The sequence below is a fragment of the Sporomusa aerivorans genome (genome assembly GCF_041428895.1).
Lineage (GTDB): Bacteria > Bacillota > Negativicutes > Sporomusales > Sporomusaceae > Sporomusa > Sporomusa aerivorans.
The window spans coordinates 3,899,371-3,916,386 of sequence record NZ_CP156926.1 but is presented as its reverse complement, the minus strand read 5'-3'; the positions used below and the strand labels follow the sequence as shown (position 1 = coordinate 3,916,386).

The window sequence follows — 17,016 nt, the reverse complement described above, 5'->3', positions numbered from 1 at the left end:
TCGGACGAGTGCTCAACTCAATTTTAAATTCAACACAGGTATCCATATTAGAAAAGGCTTTGAGTGCAGCCTCGCTACGTCATAAAGTTATCAGCAACAATATTGCCAATGTAAATACGCCTAAATTCAAAAAAAGTGAAGTTAGTTTTGAGGATCAGCTGGCAGCGGCAATGGATGCCAAGACGGCACCAATTGCCAGGACTCACGAACGACATTTACCGACAAAATCCGCGGGAATCAATGTTGAGCCGACTGTAAACACAATTAATACTACCTCTTTTCGAAGTGATGGCAGCAATGTGGATATTGATAGTGAAATGGCTGGTCTGGCGAAAAATTCAATTTATTATGATGCAGTTGCACAACAGATCAGCAAATATTTTGCCAATATAAAATCGGCAATTAATGGAGGGAAAAGTTAACTATGGGAATGTTTCGAGCCATTGATGCTGCTGCTTCCGGAATGACGGCGGAAAGACTGCGCATGGACGTTATCTCTAATAATATTGCTAATGTCAATACCACCCGCACCGCGGAAGGCGGGCCTTACCGCCGTCAATTGGTGGTGTTTGAACCGCGCTCAGAACAAACCTCTTTCAGTCAAATGCTGTCGCGTGAAATGGAGGCGGGTGATGGTGTAAGGGTGACCGGCATTATTAAAGATAATGCGCCCCTGAAGTTAATGTACGATCCGAACCATCCGGATGCTAACAGAGACGGTTATGTAGAAATGCCAAATGTAAATATCGTTAGTGAAATGGTAGATATGATTACGGCTTCTAGAGCCTATGAGGCAAATGTGACAGCTGTTAATGCGGCAAAAAGCATGGCCTTAAAGGCTTTAGATATCGGAAAGTAGGGAGAAATAAATGCGGATTGAAGCACTGAAATTAGCGCCGGTCAAAGGAAGCTTAGCGGAAACGCCAATACTAGATAAGTCCGTACAACCGGAAAAATCGTTCGGCGAATTTTTGCAAGAAGCTCTGGACAATGTTAATAAACTGCAGAATGACTCAAAACAAGCATCATTAAATTTGGCTGCCGGCAAAATTGAGGATGTAGCTGAAGTAACAATAGCTTCTGAAAAAGCTGCTATTGCCTTGCAACTTACCATGCAGGTGCGCAATAAGGTCGTAGATGCTTATCAGGAAGTCATGAGAATGCAGGTTTAGATATAAGCAGAATTTGATCGTACTAGTTCTGTATTGTAAGCCAATTTAGTATATTACATAATATTTATTTTTCCGAAACTGAAAGGGTGGAGACATGGCTGACCTGAAAGAACAGTCTCTGCGCCTTTGGCAACAAATGAATAATAAACATAAGTACATTATTATCGGCACAGCTGTATTTATATTTCTTGCTATTCTTGTTTGGAGTTATTGGTGGGGCGGCCGCCCTGATAATGTGCCTTTGTTTACTACTCTTGAAGCCGAAGACGCAGGCAAGGTTACTGCAAAACTAAAAGAGATGAAGGTCCCCTATGAAGTACAAACTGGCAGTAACGGTACTGTCATTTTAGTTCCGTCTAAAGATGTGCATAAACTTAGACTGGATTTAGCAAGTCAAGGATTGCCGCGTGGAAGCAAGGGGTTTGAAATTTTTGAACAGAATAAGTTTGGCACAACAGAGTTTCAAAATAAAGTGCAACTACTGCAGGCCATTCAGGGAGAGCTTACCCGAACCATTGAACAGATGGGAGAAGTAGAAAAGGCCAGAGTCCATATTGTTATGTCGGAAGACAGTCTCTATAAAAAGACCGAAAAACCGGCAACGGCTTCTATTATGTTAAAACTCCGCCCGCAAGCTGAATTAACTCAGCAGCAAGTGAAAGGCATTGTCAACCTGGTAGCGCATAGTGTGCAAGGTTTAAAACCCGAAAACATCACTGTTGTCGATAACCTTGCCCGAGTGTTGAATGATCAGTCGGAAGCGCCGCCGCTTGCTGGCGCTACATCCCTCACGCAATTTGAAATGACAAAGAAAGTTCAGGAAGACCTGCAAAAAAATGTGCAGTCTTTACTTGACCAGACATTGGGAATAGGTAAAGCGGCAGCTAGGGTTAATGTCGAACTCAATTTTGACCAGCGTACTATGGACCGTCAGACTTTTGAACCAGTTGTCGATGATAAAGGTATTATTCGCAGCTCACAGGAAACCAGTGAAAATTATCAGGGAAACTCTGCTGCGGCTCCCGGTGGTGTTCCCGGAACAACGTCTAACATCCCGGGTTATGTCGCCAGTAATAATAATACCCAATCTAACTATGAGAAAAAAGAAGCTATCCGCAATTATGAAATAAATGAGACTAAGGAAAAAGTAGTGAGCACTCCGGGCTCTATCAGGCGGCTGACTGTTGCAGTACTGGTGGATTCCTCCATACCCCGGGCGCAACAGGACGGTCTTACCAGAACCGTAGCTTCCGCAATCGGTATTAATCCGACGCGGGGTGATACAATTGCCGTTGAACCCATTCAGTTCAATACAGAACTTCTAGACAAGCAACGTCAAGAAGAAGAGGCGTACGCCAGACAGCTGCAACAGGCGTTTTGGCTGAAAGTAGGATTGGTTGTTGCTGTTATCCTTGCGGTACTCTATTATTTCTATAGAAGATACGCGCGCCGGCGTGAAGAAGAAGAGATCGCCGCGGCTCTTGCGCTTGAGCCTCAACCTTTAATGGATATAGAGGCGGAAGCTGAACAAGAAGAATTAAGTGCTCAGGAAAAAGAACGTTCAGACCAGCGAGAAACAGTTGAAAAGTTTGCCAAATCACGACCCGAAGATGTAGCGCAAATTTTGAAAGTTTGGCTAGAGGAAGAATGACAGGAGGTGTAGGGCCATATACCAGTCAAATGAATTGACAGGAAAACAAAAAGCGGCAATTTTGCTAATTGCGCTTGGGCCTGACATCTCAGCCCAGGTGTTGAAACACATGCGGGAAGATGAAATTGAAAAGCTAACCCTGGAGATTGCCAATCAGCGTAAATTGTCGCAAGAGCAAAAAGATAAGGTGTTAGCCGAATTTCACCAGATGTGTTTGGCTAAAGAGTATATTTCTAACGGCGGTTTGGATTACGCCCGTGAAGTTTTGGAAAAAGCGCTGGGATCTGAGAAAGCAGTATCGATTATCAACCGTTTGACGACAAGTTTGCAGATCCGTCCTTTCGATTTTGCCCGGAAAACGGATCCGAGCCAGTTGCTCAACTTTATTCAAAATGAGCATCCACAGACCATTGCCTTGATTATGGCCTATCTTCAGCCGGAACAATCTGCAGCCATTGTATCTGCATTGCCGCCTGAACGCCAGGTAGATGTTGCCCGGCGGATTGCCACGATGGATCGCACTTCACCGGATGTCATCCGTGATGTCGAAAGAATACTGGAACGTAAATTATCATCACTAGTGACACAGGACTTCACTGCCGCCGGTGGTGTTGACTCCATTGTAGAAATCCTTAATCGTGTTGACCGGACTACAGAAAGAACAATCATTGAGAATATGGAAGTGCAAAATCCTGAGTTGGCCGAAGAAATCAAAAAGCGCATGTTTGTATTTGAAGATATTGTTCTTCTCGACGACAGATCACTGCAGCTTGTACTCAGAGAAATTGATAATAAAGACCTGGCATTGGCCTTAAAAGCAACATCAGGTGAAGTAGCCAATAAGATTTACAAAAATATTTCAAAACGTGCCGCCGAGATGTTGCGCGAAGAAATTGAGTATATGGGTCCTGTCCGCATACGCGATGTTGAAGAGTCCCAACAAAAAATTGTTAATAATATCCGTCGCCTCGAAGAGTCAGGTGAAATCGTCGTTTCACGTGGTAAAGGAGACGAGATAATTGTCTAAAATTATTAAAAGCGTTTTCTTTGAAAAAAATCGACCGATAATCATTAAAGCCCGGCCTGTAATAACTCCTGAGTCTATACCGGAGAAGCCTGTACAGCCTGAAGTGCCGCCGATTGATTTAGCAGCTGTAAAACGTGAAGCCGACGCTATTGTGGCTAAAGCCCAGTCTGCCGCAGCGGAGTGTTTGACAGAAGCTGAATGCAAGGCGCAGGAAATGGCACGTCAAACCTTTGAGGAAAGTCACAAAAAGGGTTATGAGGAAGGAACCTCACAAGGTTACGAAGCCGGATTTAATGAAGGCCAGCAGAAAGCGCTTGCTGATATGCAGCAATCTATGCAATTATCTTTAGAAAAAGCAGAAGGTATTATAAAGACAGCCGAACATGAGGCCAGTCAAATGATTCTGGACTCAGAACGCCAAATAGTAGAGATCTCGCTTGCTGTTGCCAGTAAGGTGCTGGCAAGAGAGCTCGAAGAGAATCCAACTGCTATATTACCTATTGTTAAAGAGGCGCTGGCAAAGGTTCGGGATCAGGATCAAATTGTGATCCGGGTAAATCCGGAAGATTATGAAATGGTTTTGATGGCTAAACGTGATTTGCAGTTGATGGTGGGCAGAGAAAATGCCGTTGGCGTGTCTGTCGATCATACTGTGGCACAGGGTGGTTGTGTGATAGATACAGCATTAGGCACTGTCGACGCCAGATTGGATACAAAACTGGAATTAGTCCATAGGGCTATTCAGGAAATAATGCCATGAGTAGAACAATTGATACTGCAAACTATCTGGCAACTATACATAATACAGATACTTTAAAATTGAATGGCCGCATAACACAAATTATCGGCCTTGTGATTGAATCACAAGGACCGCACGTAAACTTAGGCGAACTATGTTACATTCAACCGCGCAACCTGAGTGAACCTATTCCTGCCGAGGTTGTTGGCTTCAGAGAGAACCGGGTATTATTAATGCCTGTAGGTGAAATGCAGGGTATAGGCCCTGGTTGTGAAGTAATATCTGCTCACAGAATGCTCAAAGTGAGTGTGGGCAGGCAACTGTTGGGGAGAGTTTTAGACGGTCTTGGCAATCCGATTGACGGCAAAGGACCACTTATCAGCAATACACAGTATTCGCTTAATATGACGCCGCCGCCGCCGCTGACCCGTCGCCGTATTTCAGAAAAGTTAGGTGTAGGCGTTCGGGCTGTTGACGGCTTGCTTACACTTGGTCGCGGTCAACGGGTGGGAATTATGGCCGGCAGCGGTGTCGGTAAGAGTACATTGCTGGGCATGATTGCACGCAATACAGAGGCTGATATCAGCGTAATTGCTCTTATTGGTGAACGCGGCCGGGAAGTTCGGGAATTTATCGAACGTGACCTGGGCGAAGAAGGGCTGAAGCGTTCTGTTGTGGTTGTTGCCACTTCGGACCAGCCTGCTCTGGTTAGGCTCAAAGGCGCGATGACGGCCACTGCTATCGCAGAGTACTTCCGGGATCAGGGAATGGATGTAATGATGATGATGGACTCTGTGACCCGGTTTGCCATGGCGCAAAGAGAGGTTGGCCTGACTGTCGGCGAGCCGCCGGCTACCAGGGGCTACACCCCGTCCGTATTTGCAATGTTGCCAAAACTGCTTGAGCGTTCAGGCACTGGTGACAGAGGCTCGATAACCGGTATTTATACTGTGCTGGTTGACGGCGATGATATGAATGAACCTATTGCTGATGCAGTCCGCAGTATTTTGGACGGACATATAGTTCTCACCCGCGGGTTAGCTGCCCAAAATCATTATCCGGCTATAGACGTCTTAGCCAGTGTAAGCAGGGTAATGATGGAAATTGCCGATAAAGAGCATGTCCAGTGTGCTCAGCGCTTGCGGGCACTGCTGGCAACCTACCGTGAAGCTGAGGATTTAATTAATATCGGCGCCTACGCTCATGGCAGTAATCCTGCTATTGATCAGGCAATTGCTGTTATTGGCAATATTAAAGATTTCCTGCAACAGGATGTAGATGAGAATACACCAATGTCAGAAACCATTCAACGCTTAAAAATGCTAGTCGCGTAATGCGTGGTACAATATGAAAAAATTTCATTTCCGTCTTGAGACACTGCTAAAGTTTCGCAAAATGCAGGAAGAACAGGCGCAGATAAAGTTAGCTGAAGCAAATACCCGTTTGCAGCAGGAAAAAGCAATTCTGGCAGATTTTGAGGCACAATTGCTTAATACGTTAGTCTTACTCGGCAAAGAGCAGGAAACTAGCTTGACTATTGATACTCTTAAGTCCTACAGTCTTTATATCGATAAAATTAAGAGGGATATTGCAACGCAACAGGAACGGGTAGAAAAGGCGGTAGCCGAGCACCAGGAGTGTCTTCGGGCTATGGAATTTGCTATGAAACAACGTAAACTTGTTGATAATTTAAAAGATAAACGCTTGCAGCAATATAACGAGGAACTGCTCCAAGAAGAACAAAAGATTCTTGATGAGCTTGGAACGCAGGCTTTTATGCGTGACAAGGAGAGTGTTTAAATGGATAGTGCTGGAATTGGCCGTGTGGCTCAGCGGATCGCTGAGATAGAGCGCCGTTTTACGCCAAGTTCGACAATAACTGATTCTAACGGTGATTTTGCATCAGTTCTTTCCACTGTCACTGCTGGGCAATCGCAAACGGCCAAATCTACTGCAACTGCCGGCAATTCTGGTGGCGGCGACGTTGCCAGAATGATTCATCTGGCTGCCACAAAGTATGGTGTTGATCCCAAGTTGGCCATGGCAGTGGCTGAAGCAGAATCAGGCTTATCACCGGAAGCCGTTTCGCCTGTAGGCGCCGTTGGAGTCATGCAACTGATGCCTGAGACGGCACGATCTCTAGGGGTTAGCAACATTCATGATTCGCGTGAAAATATCGATGGCGGTGTCCGGTACCTAAAACAGATGCTCACTACTTTTAACGGTGATGTTAGTAAGGCTGTGGCAGCTTACAATGCCGGACCGCAGGCCGTAAAAGATTATAACGGTATTCCCCCGTACAGCGAAACGCGTAACTATGTAGCCAGAGTGTTATCCCTGGCTAAGTAGAGGAGTCTATAACAGATTATGGCTGAAAAACCTAAGAATCCTCCTGTCAATTCCAAACAACCGGCAAATACAGTACAACAGCCGCCAGAAGCAGCTAAATCAAAGTTTGGCTTGTTTTTTAAAATTATGATTGTAGCGCTATCTTTATGCATTTTGGTTGCCATAGGCTTTGCTGCCGGTGTTTACTTAAAGTTCATAGATGTTGATAAGCTTGCTGGCGATTTAAATCTTTCTCAGTATCCGGTAGTCGGGCGTTTTTTTCCTAAAACCAATTTCGAACCGGTTGAATTGGAGGAAGACCAAGCTCCTCAGCCAGTATTACCTGTACCGTCTGCTCAAAACCAGCAGCCAATCGCCTCTCTGCCTGCGCAGCAACCGGTTTCGCCTAACACAATAACAAAAGAAGAACTGGAAAAACAAGCTAAAATTAAGCAGCAGGAAGAGGCCAAGCGAATTTCGAAGTTAGCCCGCTTATATACAGGTATGAAGCCAGAGGCAGCTGTCGCTATAATGCACGAATTAGATGATCCTACCGTTATCGCTATCTTTGGAAAAATGGAAGAGGAGCAGGTATCAAAAATTCTTTCATTATTAGATTCCAAACGTGCTGCCCGTTTATCAGAAGATATGTTGAAGGGCCGGGTACAACAGCCTGTCCTTTAAACATAATTGAATATCAGCGAAAGGAGGTGAAACTATGAGTATTCCAAATATTCCGGTGTTACCTGCCAATTCTGGTCCGGCAGCCTCGAATACCAATAAAGTTGTAAATAGTAAGCCGTCTAGTAACGGGAAGAAAGGCAGCTTCGGTGATAAACTAGAAAGTGCTATATCCCAGGCAGAAGCTGATATTGGTGAAGCTGAACAAGCGCCAGACACAAGAATAACCCCCGGTAAGCTTTTGATTAACAGTTTTTCAGTTAATTTACTGCTTAATGGCAGTAGTTCCGATACTAATCAATTACCGGTTGATGGTTCAGATATCATTAGTGATGAGACTGGCATTGCGGATGATTCTACTGATGTAACAACCATGATGAATAATCCTGCACTGGCTGGTGCCGTTCCTCTTATCGTGATGAGTCCGGATGTTCAGGCGAGTACTGAGAATGGCACGACCGAACAATCTCCTGCTCCTGCGGCGCCTTTGACGTTTAATGAGACGGCGGTATTACCCCAGACATCTGTAACAAACACCGAGGAATCTGTACAACCACTTACGAATCAGACTGGCACCTTTCAGGAAATAGTAGCGCAAATGCTTGAGCAAAATCAGGAGAGTACACAACAGTTAACAACAAATCCCTCCGTTGCTTCTGACCGCAGTTTGTTAAATCAGACTATGGGCCCGTTGACAGACAACCAGAAAGATGAACTTAGTAATGATGCTGCTGCACCAATATTGCCGGAAGTAGCAACAGCGCAGCAAAGCCAAACTGCAAAGACTATTCCAGCCGCTAATTCTAATGTAGTACAACCAGATACTGAATCGGAGGAGTCGACAGGTTTGTCGCAGCAAAGGGTGGTCCAACCGGAAACAAATTTGCAGCAGGGATTTACCGGAAATGGATCGGACGATACCCTTTCAGGCGATTCGCAGACATTAAGCCAATCGAAATTAGTTCAGGACTTGAAAGTGACTGTGACTGAAAGTTCTAGTCCGCAAACGTTTGCCCAGGGATTAAATGCAATACTGCAACCCGCAACCGGAAACATTGCTAACGTTGACGAAACTGCAGCAACTCAAAGTACGTTTGCCGACGTGCATCAGATTGCCGACCAAATTATTGAGCAAACAAAAGTCATTACAAAACAGCAAAACACTGAAATGGTTATCAGACTTAAACCGGAGCACCTTGGCGAACTTACCCTTAAAGTCGCCGTAGAAAATGGTGTTGTTAGTGCCAGTTTCCATTCTAATAATGCGGAAGTACGCAACATTATTGAATCTTCTTTGCCGCAGCTTAAACAGGAGCTATCTAATACAGGTCTAAAGGTGGATAATGTTAGTGTATATGCCGGTCTTAGCCAGTTTCTGCCCAATCATGACCAAGACCGAAATTCCCGCCAGCAATTCGCAAAATTTACAAATAAGAAATCGGCTGAAGATTTTGTAGAGGCCATTGAAAGTGAATTGCCTGACGGACGGAATTCATTAATTGGTAACGACACAGGTGTAGATTATCGTATTTAATAGGAGGTGTAAAAATGGCAAACGTAAATGGAGTTAATAACACAAATAATACTACGTCAAATTCTGGTACAACAAATACAAGAGAAAAGAATGATGCATTAGGCAAAGATGATTTTTTGCAACTGCTTATTACACAGTTGCGGTATCAGGATCCGATGAGCCCTATGGAAGATAAGGATTTCATTGCTCAAATGGCGCAGTTTACCAGTCTGGAACAAATGCAGAATATGAATTCTTCGATGCAGATGTCACAGGCTAGCAGCTTAATTGGTATGGCCGTTAAATGGACAGATACTAATGGCAAAGAACAAACCGACGTCGTTCAGTCAGTGCGGATGGTCAATCATCAGCCTAAGCTGGTCTTAAGCTCCACATCAATTGATCTGAATCAGGTGACAGCGATCGGTGTTCCGCAGGTGGTAAGTAAATAATGACAGATAACCGTATCTATCATCCCTATCAGCCTATCGGAACGGTTACACCGCAGGTTAAACCCTATGCCTCTCAATCTTCTGCGGCAAATAAAGCAGTGGCAGGTACGGCTTTTAACCAGGTACTAGAACAAGAAATTAATGGTGTCAAATTTTCGCAGCACGCTTTGCAACGTTTGCGTACCCGGGAAATCGAACTTGACAGCAATCAACTCGCACAGCTTGGACAAGCCGTTGAAAAGGCAGCGCAAAAAGGTGCCAAAGAAGCTTTGGTTCTTCTGAATGACAGCCTGGCATTTGTTGTCAGTGTCAAAAACAGAACTGTTATCACAGCTATGGATGGCGCAAGTATTAAGGATAATGTGTTTACTAATATAGATAGTGCAGTAATTGTTTAGGGCCGGACCTCGCGGGGAAGCCCACAGGCTGCTGACTGACTGAAGCAGCTATAATGTGTCTATAAATAAGGAGGTCATTGTTTCACTATGATGCGTTCATTATTTTCCGGCGTGTCCGGTCTTAAAAATCATCAGACGCGTATGGATGTAATCGGCAATAATATTGCTAATGTAAACACCACTGGATTTAAAGCCAGCAGGGTAAATTTTCAGGATATATTAAGCCAAACTTTGTCAGGAGCCTCTTCAGCCCAGGGAAATCGTGGCGGCACAAATCCAATGCAGGTGGGTCTCGGCGTAGCCCTGGCCAGCATTGATACGCTTTTTACTCCTGGCAGCTATCAGACTACAGGCAAGCAGACCGATTTGGCAATCCAGGATCAAGGGTTCTTTGTTTTGGCCAATGGCAATGAGAAGTACTATACCCGAGCCGGTAATTTTGACTTTGATGTTGAGGGAAATTATGTGGTACCCGGGACCGGCCTAAAGGTGGTTGGGTGGATGGCCGATAACGCCGGAGAAATTGACGCTTTGAAAGACCCAACTACTATTAAGATTCCTGTAGGCGAAATGATGGAAGCCCAAAGAACAGATGAAATAACTTATGGGAAGAATTTATCGGCCGGTGCCAAAAAGACGGGAACATCAGCGGAACGGGCAACGGCTGACGCTGATAAACTTGCTGCCGATGCGGCTAAGGCAACAGCCGATGCCGATTTAACAGCGGCAAATACTGCCAAAACCAATGCTGATAATGACTTGGCAGCGGCTAATACCGCCAAAGCGAAAGCCGATGCTGCAAAAAGCGCTATTGATACGGCCGCTACTGCTATCGCTAATGCACTTGCTGCCGCCACCACATATCAAACAACGTCAAATTTGACCACAGCGACCGCAGCTCAAGCTGCGGCCAGCCGCCGCAGTGACACAAGCCAGCTGCTGCGGTTGGGGCTGCGACAGCCGACACCTCTACACAAGCAGCACAGCTAAAAGTGCTTGCTGATGCACTAAAATCGGCCACTGATGCTGCCGTTGGCAATCCAACACTCGCAGCAAACGTGACTGCCGTTTACAACGCCGCTGATGATGCTAATACTTACACTCCAACTGCTCAGACAGCAGCAGCGAATGCAGTTACGACGGCAACTGCAAATCAATCAGCCGCGGCAACTGCAGCCGCGACTGCCGCTACAAACCAAACAGCGGCCGCGACGATAGCAGCAAATGCTGCTACGGTAGCTACTAAAGCTGCTGAAGCGGTTAAGGCTGCATATGATGAATCGTCCAAAGTGCAAACAGAGGTTACTGTATATGATTCGCAAGGAAACGCTTATAAACTAAAGGGCATATTTGAAAAGACAGCTGATAATACATGGACGTTTACATTAGGTTCTGATGCGGTTAATGCAGATGGTGATGTCATTGGTACAGTGTCGCCAACGGCGGTTGCCACACTCAAATTTGACAGCAAAGGTGCGTATGATTCATTAAACAGCGTGATTAACAGCATAACTATTGATCCTACGGGTGGTCCCTATGCCGGTGCTGGTTCTTTCACGGCGAAGACGGATTTCTCTACAATGACTCAATACGCCAGCGAATCAACGGCCAAGGCAACAGCACAAAATGGCTGGGCGGATGGTACCTTAAACGGTGTTACTATTGATTCTACCGGTACTATTGTCGGTAACTTTACCAATGGGAAAACCAAAGATTTAGCAAGAGTGGCGATGGCAGTATTCAATAATCCCGCCGGTTTGAATAAAGCAGGTCAGAATCTATATACTGAGTCGAACAACTCCGGGATAGCTGATGTTGGCGCAAGCGGTACTGGGGGGCGCGGTACGTTTACTGCCGGTACATTGGAGATGTCTAACGTGGATTTGTCTCAGGAGTTCAGTAATATGATCATTACTCAGCGTGGTTTCCAGGCTAATTCGAAAATCATTACAACCAGTGATGAAATGCTGGAGATTTTAGCAAACCTCAAACGGTAATCTATGAAGGTAGCGGGGGGAATGCCTCCCTTCCGCTACCTGTTTTTTAAGAATGCTTAAAAGGGAGGGAAAGGCATGATAAAGGTCACTAAACTTAAATCTCAGGACTGTGATTTTGTAGTGAACGCCGAACTGATCGAAACGATCGAGGAGACACCGGATACGGTAATTACTCTGACCAGCGGGAAAAAATTGATTGTGGAGGAATCAATGGATGAGATAGTCCGCAAAGTTATGGATTATCGCCGGGCTTTGTTTAGAAACAGATAGGCGTATGGTTTTATGTATCTATAATTACAGTTCTAATTAAATATTGTTATGATGGAGGTGTGCCAGTGGCTGAAGAAGAAAAACCAAAAAAAATGTCGATGATGGTTATTATTGTCTTGATTGTAGTAGGCTTAATTTTAGCCGGTGGTATTTCGTATTTGATTGCTACCAGAGTTGTAACCGATAAAACGGTCGAAAAGACCGCTCAGCGTGAGCCAGGTACTTTTATGAAGCTGGGTGATGCTAAAGAGGGGTTAATTCTCAATATCGGTGGCGTAAACAGCGGACGTTATCTTAAAATTGGAATCATAGTAGAACTCAAACCTAACAAGAAAGAAGCCACAAAAGAAGGGAAAATGCCTTCACCCGAGGAAATAAAGATATTAGACACTGCTGTTTATGTTTTACGCTCACAGCGGATTGAAGATTTTGATCCGTCCAAACAGGATCAAATAAAAGAATTGCTGAAAAATGAAATTAATAAAACTCTAGGTGAAGAAAGAGTGTATGACATTTACATTACTAATTTTGTTTTGCAGTAGATTGATGTCGAATTCTCGAGTATAATTAAAGCACATTAGTTACATTAAACTTGTTGCTCTGCACGAAAGGAGGGGGAGGATTGGCAGGATCAGACGTTCTATCACAATCCGAGATAGACGAATTATTGTCGGCGTTGTCTACCGGTGTCGTTACTGCTGAAGAAATCAAAACAGAAGAAAGACAGCGCAAAATCAAAATCTATGATTTTAAACGTCCGGATAAGTTTTCCAAAGATCAGATACGAACAATTTATATGTTGCACGAAAACTTTGCCCGAATGTTTAATACTTATCTGTCGGCGCATCTTCGGACCCTTATTCATATTGACGTTGCTTCCGTTGACCAACTGACATATGAGGAATTTATCCGGTCAATGCCAAACCCCAGTGTAATTAGTATTTTCCAGATGCGCCCGCTAAAAGGCAATGCAATCCTGGAGATTAACCCCAATATTGTTCTGGCTATTATTGACAGGTTATTTGGGGGGCCGGGTTTACCGCCGGCAAAACCCCGTTCTCTGACTGATATTGAAGAAGCGATTATTCGCAAGGTTATCAATAAAGCTATGGAAAGTATGCAGGAAGCCTGGAAGCAGGTTGTGAGTATCGAGCCGCGGATGGAGGCGCTGGAAACCAATCCGCAATTTACGCAGATTGTTCCCCCTAATGACATGGTTGTACTCATTACGCTTCAGGCCAAGATTGGACAAGCAGAAGGCTTGATGAACATTTGTATTCCGTATCTGGTGCTTGAACCAATTATGTCTAAATTAACGACAACTTTCTGGGTAGCTTCCGCAGCTGCAAAGCAAGATTCACCGGAAATCATGAATGTTTTACAACGGAAACTTGAAAAGACCTTTATTCCAGTTATTGTTGAACTAGGCCGGGCCACAGTCACTGTCCATGAACTGTTAGATTTAGGAGTGGGTGATGTGCTACAACTGGAAGCTAAGGCTGAGAATGATTTAAGTATCATGATTGGCAACCGTGAAAAGTTTAAGTGCAAACCAGGTTTGGTCGGTCATAGAAATGCAGTGCAAATTACTCAAGTAATTTCCCAAGGAGATGATAATGATGAGTGACGGATTCCTGTCCCAGGAAGAAATAGACGCTTTATTAAGAGGCGAGCCGGTAGCTGCCTCGCCATCTCCGGCTGGGCAAGATTTGTCTGATATTGAAAAAGATGCCCTGGGTGAGATTGGTAATATTTCGATGGGTACAGCGGCTACTACGTTGTCTGTGCTTTTAGGAAGGCGGGTTTCAATTACTACACCCAAGGTTTCGATATCCACATTAAATGAAATAAAGCGGCAATATCCGCTGCCGTATTTGGTCATTGAAGTGGGCTATACGCAAGGCCTGTTAGGTACTAATGTTTTGGCTGTACGCGAGCAGGACGCACTCATTATCGCTGATTTGATGATGGGTGGCGATGGCACAAATCCGCCTTCAGAACTCAATGAATTGTACATGAGTGCTGTCAGCGAATCCATGAATCAAATGATGGGGTCGACAGCCACTTCGATATCCACTATTTTTAAGAAAAAAGTAGATATTGCCCCGCCAAAAGTAAACCTGTTGGATTTTGCTGTGGATACTACTATTACCAATGCCATCACAGGCGATGATCCCTTAGTTCGTGTTTCTTTCCGCATGGAGGTGGAAGACCTTATTGACAGTGAGCTTATGCAGATTATGCCGCTCAATGTCGCAAAAGAAATGGTTGATAATTTAATGAATGCCGTTCAGCAGCCTCCGGCACAAACTCCGCCGGCATCTACACCCAAACCCACAGCGCCGCCGCCGCCAGCTCCGGCCTATGCACAACCGGCACCGCAGCCTAAGTCTCAGGCGCAAAATGTTGCTGTACAACCTGTACAGTTTGCCCCGCTAAAGCCGGCGACTGTTCCAGGCTGTGACGCAAATATCGGCCTGATTATGGATGTACCTTTGCAGATTACCGTCGAGCTGGGCAGGACCCGTAAACTCATTCGCGATATTCTGGAATTAGCACCTGGTTCGGTTGTAGAACTTGATAAGCTAGCCGGTGAGCCGGTAGATATCTTGGTTAATGGCAAACTGATTGCCAAAGGAGAAGTTGTTGTAATTGACGAAAACTTTGGTGTCCGGATTACCGATATAGTTAGCCCGTTAGAACGGGCGAGCAATCTTCAGTAGTAATTCCTAATTTTTATTTGAGATTGGAGAGATAAGTTTAATGGCCATTAAAGTTTTAGTTGTGGATGATGCCGCTTTTATGAGAATGATGATTAAAGATATTTTATCCAAGAACGGCTATGATGTAGTAGGAGAAGCTGAAAACGGTCTTAAAGCGGTGGAAAAATATCAGGAACTTAAGCCTGATTTAACCACTATGGATATCACCATGCCGGAGATGGATGGAATTACTGCTGTAAAAGAAATAAAAAAGCTGGATGCAAGCGCTAAAATTATTATGTGTAGTGCGATGGGGCAGCAAGCAATGGTTATTGAAGCCATACAATCCGGAGCCCGTGACTTTATAGTAAAGCCTTTCCAGCCGGATCGCGTGCTTGAAGCTGTTCGTAAAGCGGTTGGCTAGATAGGATTGGCAGTAGCATGAATAACTTTTTGCGGTTCAGCGGCAGTATCTTGACGATTATCACAGTTTTTACGTTATTCACAAGCCGGGTATTGGCAGCTGCCGAGACCGGGGAATACCTAAAATATCAAGAACCACAGCCGACAACGTCATCCTGGCTGGCGACCAGCGGGTATGTATTATCGTTATTTCTAACTTTTTTGCTTGTTCTCGGTCTTGCCTATCTTACGTCACGTTTTTTGGCTCAAAAAATGACGCGGGGCGGAGGTTTTGGCAGTGGCAGAGTCTACGCTTCCTTGTCTTTGGGACCAAATCGTGCTGTTTATGTGGTGGAAATTGGCGGTAAGTTTATGGTGCTTGGCGTTACTGAGCAGAATATATCCTTGCTTAGTGAGATTACCTCTTTAGACGAGATAGAACAACTTAAAGCAGAACATATGACTACTGTGCCGCCGGAGCAATTTGGCGCTATTTTCAACCGTCAGCTTGTATCGCTTGAAAAAATGCAAAAAAAATTCCCCCTTGTTTTCGGTTCAGAGAATCCCGAGAAGCGGTTGAAGGAACCTGAAAACGATAGTAGGAAGAGGTAACTAGGGTGTCAGAATGGATTGAATATGCGAGAGTAAGGAAATGTCATGTTATTGTTTTGATTACAGTTATCGTACTAGGGTTTCCCGCAATAGCCGGTGCAGCTCCGTTGATTCCCATTCCTAATATTAATATTGGGGTGGAACAGGCAAACAATCCGAAAGATGTTGCTCTTAGCCTGCAAGTTCTGTTAACATTAACGGTGCTTTCATTGGCACCGTCTATTTTGGTTATGATGACTTCATTCACTCGCATTATTGTCGTATTGTCTTTCTTGCGCAGTGCACTGGCGACCCAGCAAATGCCGCCAAATCAGATTTTGGTTGGATTGGCGTTGTTTTTGACCTTTTTTACTATGTCGCCATATTTTGATCAGGTAAATAAAAATGCGGTGCAACCAATGCTGGCTGGCACGATAGATCAAGAAACAGCCCTTACAGAAGCAATGAAACCGATGCGTGAGTTTATGTTTAAGCAGACGCGTGAAAATGATCTGGCGTTGTTTGTAAATTTGTCAGAGATGCCGCGTCCCAATTCTCCTGAAGACGTACCAACGTCTGTATTGATACCGTCTTTTATCATTAGTGAGTTAAAAACAGCGTTTCAAATAGGTTTTTTAATTTATATTCCTTTTATTGTTATTGATATGGTTGTTGCCAGTACGCTTATGGCTATGGGTATGATGATGGTTCCGCCGGTAATGATTTCATTACCTTTTAAAATTCTATTATTTATACTGGTAGACGGTTGGCATTTAATTATCCGGTCGTTAGTCAGTAGCTTTAGTTAGGAGGGGCTTTTGTGTCAGGAGATATGGCCATCCAGCTTGGTCGGGATGCACTAGCCATGGTTATGATGGTTTCAGCCCCTATGCTTATTCTCGGTTTAACCGTTGGCATTATGGTTAGTATTTTTCAGGCAACTACACAAATTCAGGAACAGTCGCTGGCGTTTATTCCTAAAATTATTGCTGTCTTTGTCGCAATTTTAGTATTTGGGCCTTGGATGCTAAGCATAATTGTTGACTATACCCGGGAAATATTCCTTAGTTTGCCCAACATGGTTCGCTAACTG

Annotated in this window: 23 protein-coding genes; all 23 read left to right on the top strand. The window is 44.5% G+C overall.

Going from position 1 to position 17,016, the window contains the following annotated elements:
• Positions 1 to 8 precede the first annotated feature (8 nt).
• The 23 genes from flgB (at position 9) to fliQ (ending at position 17,013) form a co-directional block, all read left to right on the top strand.
• Complete coding sequence (gene flgB / locus SATMO3_RS18795; protein ID WP_371371266.1) at positions 9 to 422, top strand: flagellar basal body rod protein FlgB; 414 nt, start codon at positions 9 to 11, stop codon at positions 420 to 422.
• Between the two features lie 2 nt (positions 423 to 424).
• On the top strand, positions 425 to 859 hold the full coding sequence (gene flgC / locus SATMO3_RS18790; RefSeq protein WP_371371265.1) for a flagellar basal body rod protein FlgC: 435 nt from the start codon (positions 425 to 427) through the stop codon (positions 857 to 859).
• A gap of 10 nt (positions 860 to 869) precedes the next feature.
• Entirely contained in the window at positions 870 to 1,172 is a 303-nt protein-coding gene (gene fliE / locus SATMO3_RS18785; protein ID WP_371371264.1) for a flagellar hook-basal body complex protein FliE, read from the top strand.
• Positions 1,173 to 1,266: 94 nt separating this feature from the next.
• Positions 1,267 to 2,823, top strand: coding sequence for a flagellar basal-body MS-ring/collar protein FliF (gene fliF / locus SATMO3_RS18780; RefSeq protein ID WP_371371263.1), 1,557 nt, complete (start codon positions 1,267 to 1,269; stop codon positions 2,821 to 2,823).
• Positions 2,824 to 2,839: 16 nt separating this feature from the next.
• Entirely contained in the window at positions 2,840 to 3,850 is a 1,011-nt protein-coding gene (gene fliG / locus SATMO3_RS18775; RefSeq protein ID WP_371381754.1) for a flagellar motor switch protein FliG, read from the top strand.
• Positions 3,843 to 4,610 carry a FliH/SctL family protein gene (locus SATMO3_RS18770; RefSeq protein WP_371371262.1) on the top strand — a complete coding sequence of 256 codons (768 nt, stop codon included), beginning with the start codon at positions 3,843 to 3,845 and terminating at the stop codon, positions 4,608 to 4,610. The genes fliG and SATMO3_RS18770 overlap by 8 nt, the downstream gene beginning before the upstream one ends.
• Entirely contained in the window at positions 4,607 to 5,923 is a 1,317-nt protein-coding gene (gene fliI / locus SATMO3_RS18765) for a flagellar protein export ATPase FliI (RefSeq protein WP_371371261.1), read from the top strand. The genes SATMO3_RS18770 and fliI overlap by 4 nt, the downstream gene beginning before the upstream one ends.
• A gap of 13 nt (positions 5,924 to 5,936) precedes the next feature.
• Positions 5,937 to 6,389 (top strand): flagellar export protein FliJ, encoded by a 453-nt coding sequence (fliJ, locus tag SATMO3_RS18760; protein ID WP_371371260.1) that lies wholly within the window; start codon positions 5,937 to 5,939, stop codon positions 6,387 to 6,389.
• On the top strand, positions 6,390 to 6,938 hold the full coding sequence (locus tag SATMO3_RS18755; protein ID WP_371371259.1) for a lytic transglycosylase domain-containing protein: 549 nt from the start codon (positions 6,390 to 6,392) through the stop codon (positions 6,936 to 6,938).
• A gap of 18 nt (positions 6,939 to 6,956) precedes the next feature.
• Entirely contained in the window at positions 6,957 to 7,601 is a 645-nt protein-coding gene (locus tag SATMO3_RS18750) for a MotE family protein (protein WP_371371258.1), read from the top strand.
• A gap of 34 nt (positions 7,602 to 7,635) precedes the next feature.
• Positions 7,636 to 9,132 carry a flagellar hook-length control protein FliK gene (locus SATMO3_RS18745; protein WP_371371257.1) on the top strand — a complete coding sequence of 499 codons (1,497 nt, stop codon included), beginning with the start codon at positions 7,636 to 7,638 and terminating at the stop codon, positions 9,130 to 9,132.
• A gap of 14 nt (positions 9,133 to 9,146) precedes the next feature.
• Positions 9,147 to 9,563 carry a flagellar hook assembly protein FlgD gene (gene flgD, locus SATMO3_RS18740; protein ID WP_371371256.1) on the top strand — a complete coding sequence of 139 codons (417 nt, stop codon included), beginning with the start codon at positions 9,147 to 9,149 and terminating at the stop codon, positions 9,561 to 9,563.
• Positions 9,563 to 9,961: a TIGR02530 family flagellar biosynthesis protein gene (locus tag SATMO3_RS18735; protein WP_371371255.1), complete on the top strand. Its 399-nt coding sequence runs from the start codon at positions 9,563 to 9,565 to the stop codon at positions 9,959 to 9,961. Before flgD ends, SATMO3_RS18735 begins: the two co-directional genes overlap by 1 nt.
• Positions 9,962 to 10,048: 87 nt before the next feature.
• Complete coding sequence (locus tag SATMO3_RS18730; RefSeq protein WP_371371254.1) at positions 10,049 to 10,951, top strand: flagellar hook-basal body complex protein; 903 nt, start codon at positions 10,049 to 10,051, stop codon at positions 10,949 to 10,951.
• 2 nt (positions 10,952 to 10,953) lie between these two features.
• Positions 10,954 to 11,958, top strand: coding sequence for a flagellar hook-basal body complex protein (locus tag SATMO3_RS18725; RefSeq protein ID WP_371371253.1), 1,005 nt, complete (start codon positions 10,954 to 10,956; stop codon positions 11,956 to 11,958).
• Positions 11,959 to 12,033: 75 nt separating this feature from the next.
• Positions 12,034 to 12,228 (top strand): flagellar FlbD family protein, encoded by a 195-nt coding sequence (locus SATMO3_RS18720; RefSeq protein ID WP_371371252.1) that lies wholly within the window; start codon positions 12,034 to 12,036, stop codon positions 12,226 to 12,228.
• Between the two features lie 92 nt (positions 12,229 to 12,320).
• Positions 12,321 to 12,770: a flagellar basal body-associated protein FliL gene (gene fliL / locus SATMO3_RS18715; protein WP_371381753.1), complete on the top strand. Its 450-nt coding sequence runs from the start codon at positions 12,321 to 12,323 to the stop codon at positions 12,768 to 12,770.
• An 80-nt stretch (positions 12,771 to 12,850) separates the two neighbouring features.
• Positions 12,851 to 13,855, top strand: a complete 1,005-nt coding sequence (gene fliM / locus SATMO3_RS18710; RefSeq protein WP_371371251.1) for a flagellar motor switch protein FliM — start codon at positions 12,851 to 12,853, stop codon at positions 13,853 to 13,855.
• The gene (gene fliY / locus SATMO3_RS18705; RefSeq protein ID WP_371381752.1) at positions 13,848 to 14,951 is read left to right on the top strand and encodes a flagellar motor switch phosphatase FliY; all 1,104 of its coding nucleotides are present in this window, start codon (positions 13,848 to 13,850) and stop codon (positions 14,949 to 14,951) included. The genes fliM and fliY overlap by 8 nt, the downstream gene beginning before the upstream one ends.
• 40 nt (positions 14,952 to 14,991) lie before the next feature.
• On the top strand, positions 14,992 to 15,354 hold the full coding sequence (locus tag SATMO3_RS18700; RefSeq protein WP_371371250.1) for a response regulator: 363 nt from the start codon (positions 14,992 to 14,994) through the stop codon (positions 15,352 to 15,354).
• 17 nt (positions 15,355 to 15,371) lie between these two features.
• Entirely contained in the window at positions 15,372 to 15,944 is a 573-nt protein-coding gene (gene fliO / locus SATMO3_RS18695; RefSeq protein ID WP_371371249.1) for a flagellar biosynthetic protein FliO, read from the top strand.
• A 50-nt stretch (positions 15,945 to 15,994) separates the two neighbouring features.
• Positions 15,995 to 16,732 (top strand): flagellar type III secretion system pore protein FliP, encoded by a 738-nt coding sequence (fliP, locus tag SATMO3_RS18690; RefSeq protein WP_371381751.1) that lies wholly within the window; start codon positions 15,995 to 15,997, stop codon positions 16,730 to 16,732.
• An 11-nt stretch (positions 16,733 to 16,743) separates the two neighbouring features.
• On the top strand, positions 16,744 to 17,013 hold the full coding sequence (gene fliQ / locus SATMO3_RS18685) for a flagellar biosynthesis protein FliQ (protein WP_371371248.1): 270 nt from the start codon (positions 16,744 to 16,746) through the stop codon (positions 17,011 to 17,013).
• Positions 17,014 to 17,016 lie beyond the last annotated feature (3 nt).

Excerpts from the sequence above, each read along its gene's own strand:
- flgC (WP_371371265.1), top strand. The coding sequence starts at position 425 with ATGGGAATGTTTCGAGCCATTGATGCTGCTGCTTCCGGAATGACGGCG.
- fliE (WP_371371264.1), top strand. The coding sequence starts at position 870 with ATGCGGATTGAAGCACTGAAATTAGCGCCGGTCAAAGGAAGCTTAGCG.
- fliF (WP_371371263.1), top strand. The coding sequence starts at position 1,267 with ATGGCTGACCTGAAAGAACAGTCTCTGCGCCTTTGGCAACAAATGAAT.
- fliI (WP_371371261.1), top strand. The coding sequence starts at position 4,607 with ATGAGTAGAACAATTGATACTGCAAACTATCTGGCAACTATACATAAT.
- fliJ (WP_371371260.1), top strand. The coding sequence starts at position 5,937 with ATGAAAAAATTTCATTTCCGTCTTGAGACACTGCTAAAGTTTCGCAAA.
- SATMO3_RS18755 (WP_371371259.1), top strand. The coding sequence starts at position 6,390 with ATGGATAGTGCTGGAATTGGCCGTGTGGCTCAGCGGATCGCTGAGATA.
- SATMO3_RS18750 (WP_371371258.1), top strand. The coding sequence starts at position 6,957 with ATGGCTGAAAAACCTAAGAATCCTCCTGTCAATTCCAAACAACCGGCA.
- SATMO3_RS18745 (WP_371371257.1), top strand. The coding sequence starts at position 7,636 with ATGAGTATTCCAAATATTCCGGTGTTACCTGCCAATTCTGGTCCGGCA.
- flgD (WP_371371256.1), top strand. The coding sequence starts at position 9,147 with ATGGCAAACGTAAATGGAGTTAATAACACAAATAATACTACGTCAAAT.
- SATMO3_RS18735 (WP_371371255.1), top strand. The coding sequence starts at position 9,563 with ATGACAGATAACCGTATCTATCATCCCTATCAGCCTATCGGAACGGTT.
- SATMO3_RS18730 (WP_371371254.1), top strand. The coding sequence starts at position 10,049 with ATGATGCGTTCATTATTTTCCGGCGTGTCCGGTCTTAAAAATCATCAG.
- SATMO3_RS18720 (WP_371371252.1), top strand. The coding sequence starts at position 12,034 with ATGATAAAGGTCACTAAACTTAAATCTCAGGACTGTGATTTTGTAGTG.
- fliL (WP_371381753.1), top strand. The coding sequence starts at position 12,321 with ATGTCGATGATGGTTATTATTGTCTTGATTGTAGTAGGCTTAATTTTA.
- fliY (WP_371381752.1), top strand. The coding sequence starts at position 13,848 with ATGAGTGACGGATTCCTGTCCCAGGAAGAAATAGACGCTTTATTAAGA.
- SATMO3_RS18700 (WP_371371250.1), top strand. The coding sequence starts at position 14,992 with ATGGCCATTAAAGTTTTAGTTGTGGATGATGCCGCTTTTATGAGAATG.
- fliO (WP_371371249.1), top strand. The coding sequence starts at position 15,372 with ATGAATAACTTTTTGCGGTTCAGCGGCAGTATCTTGACGATTATCACA.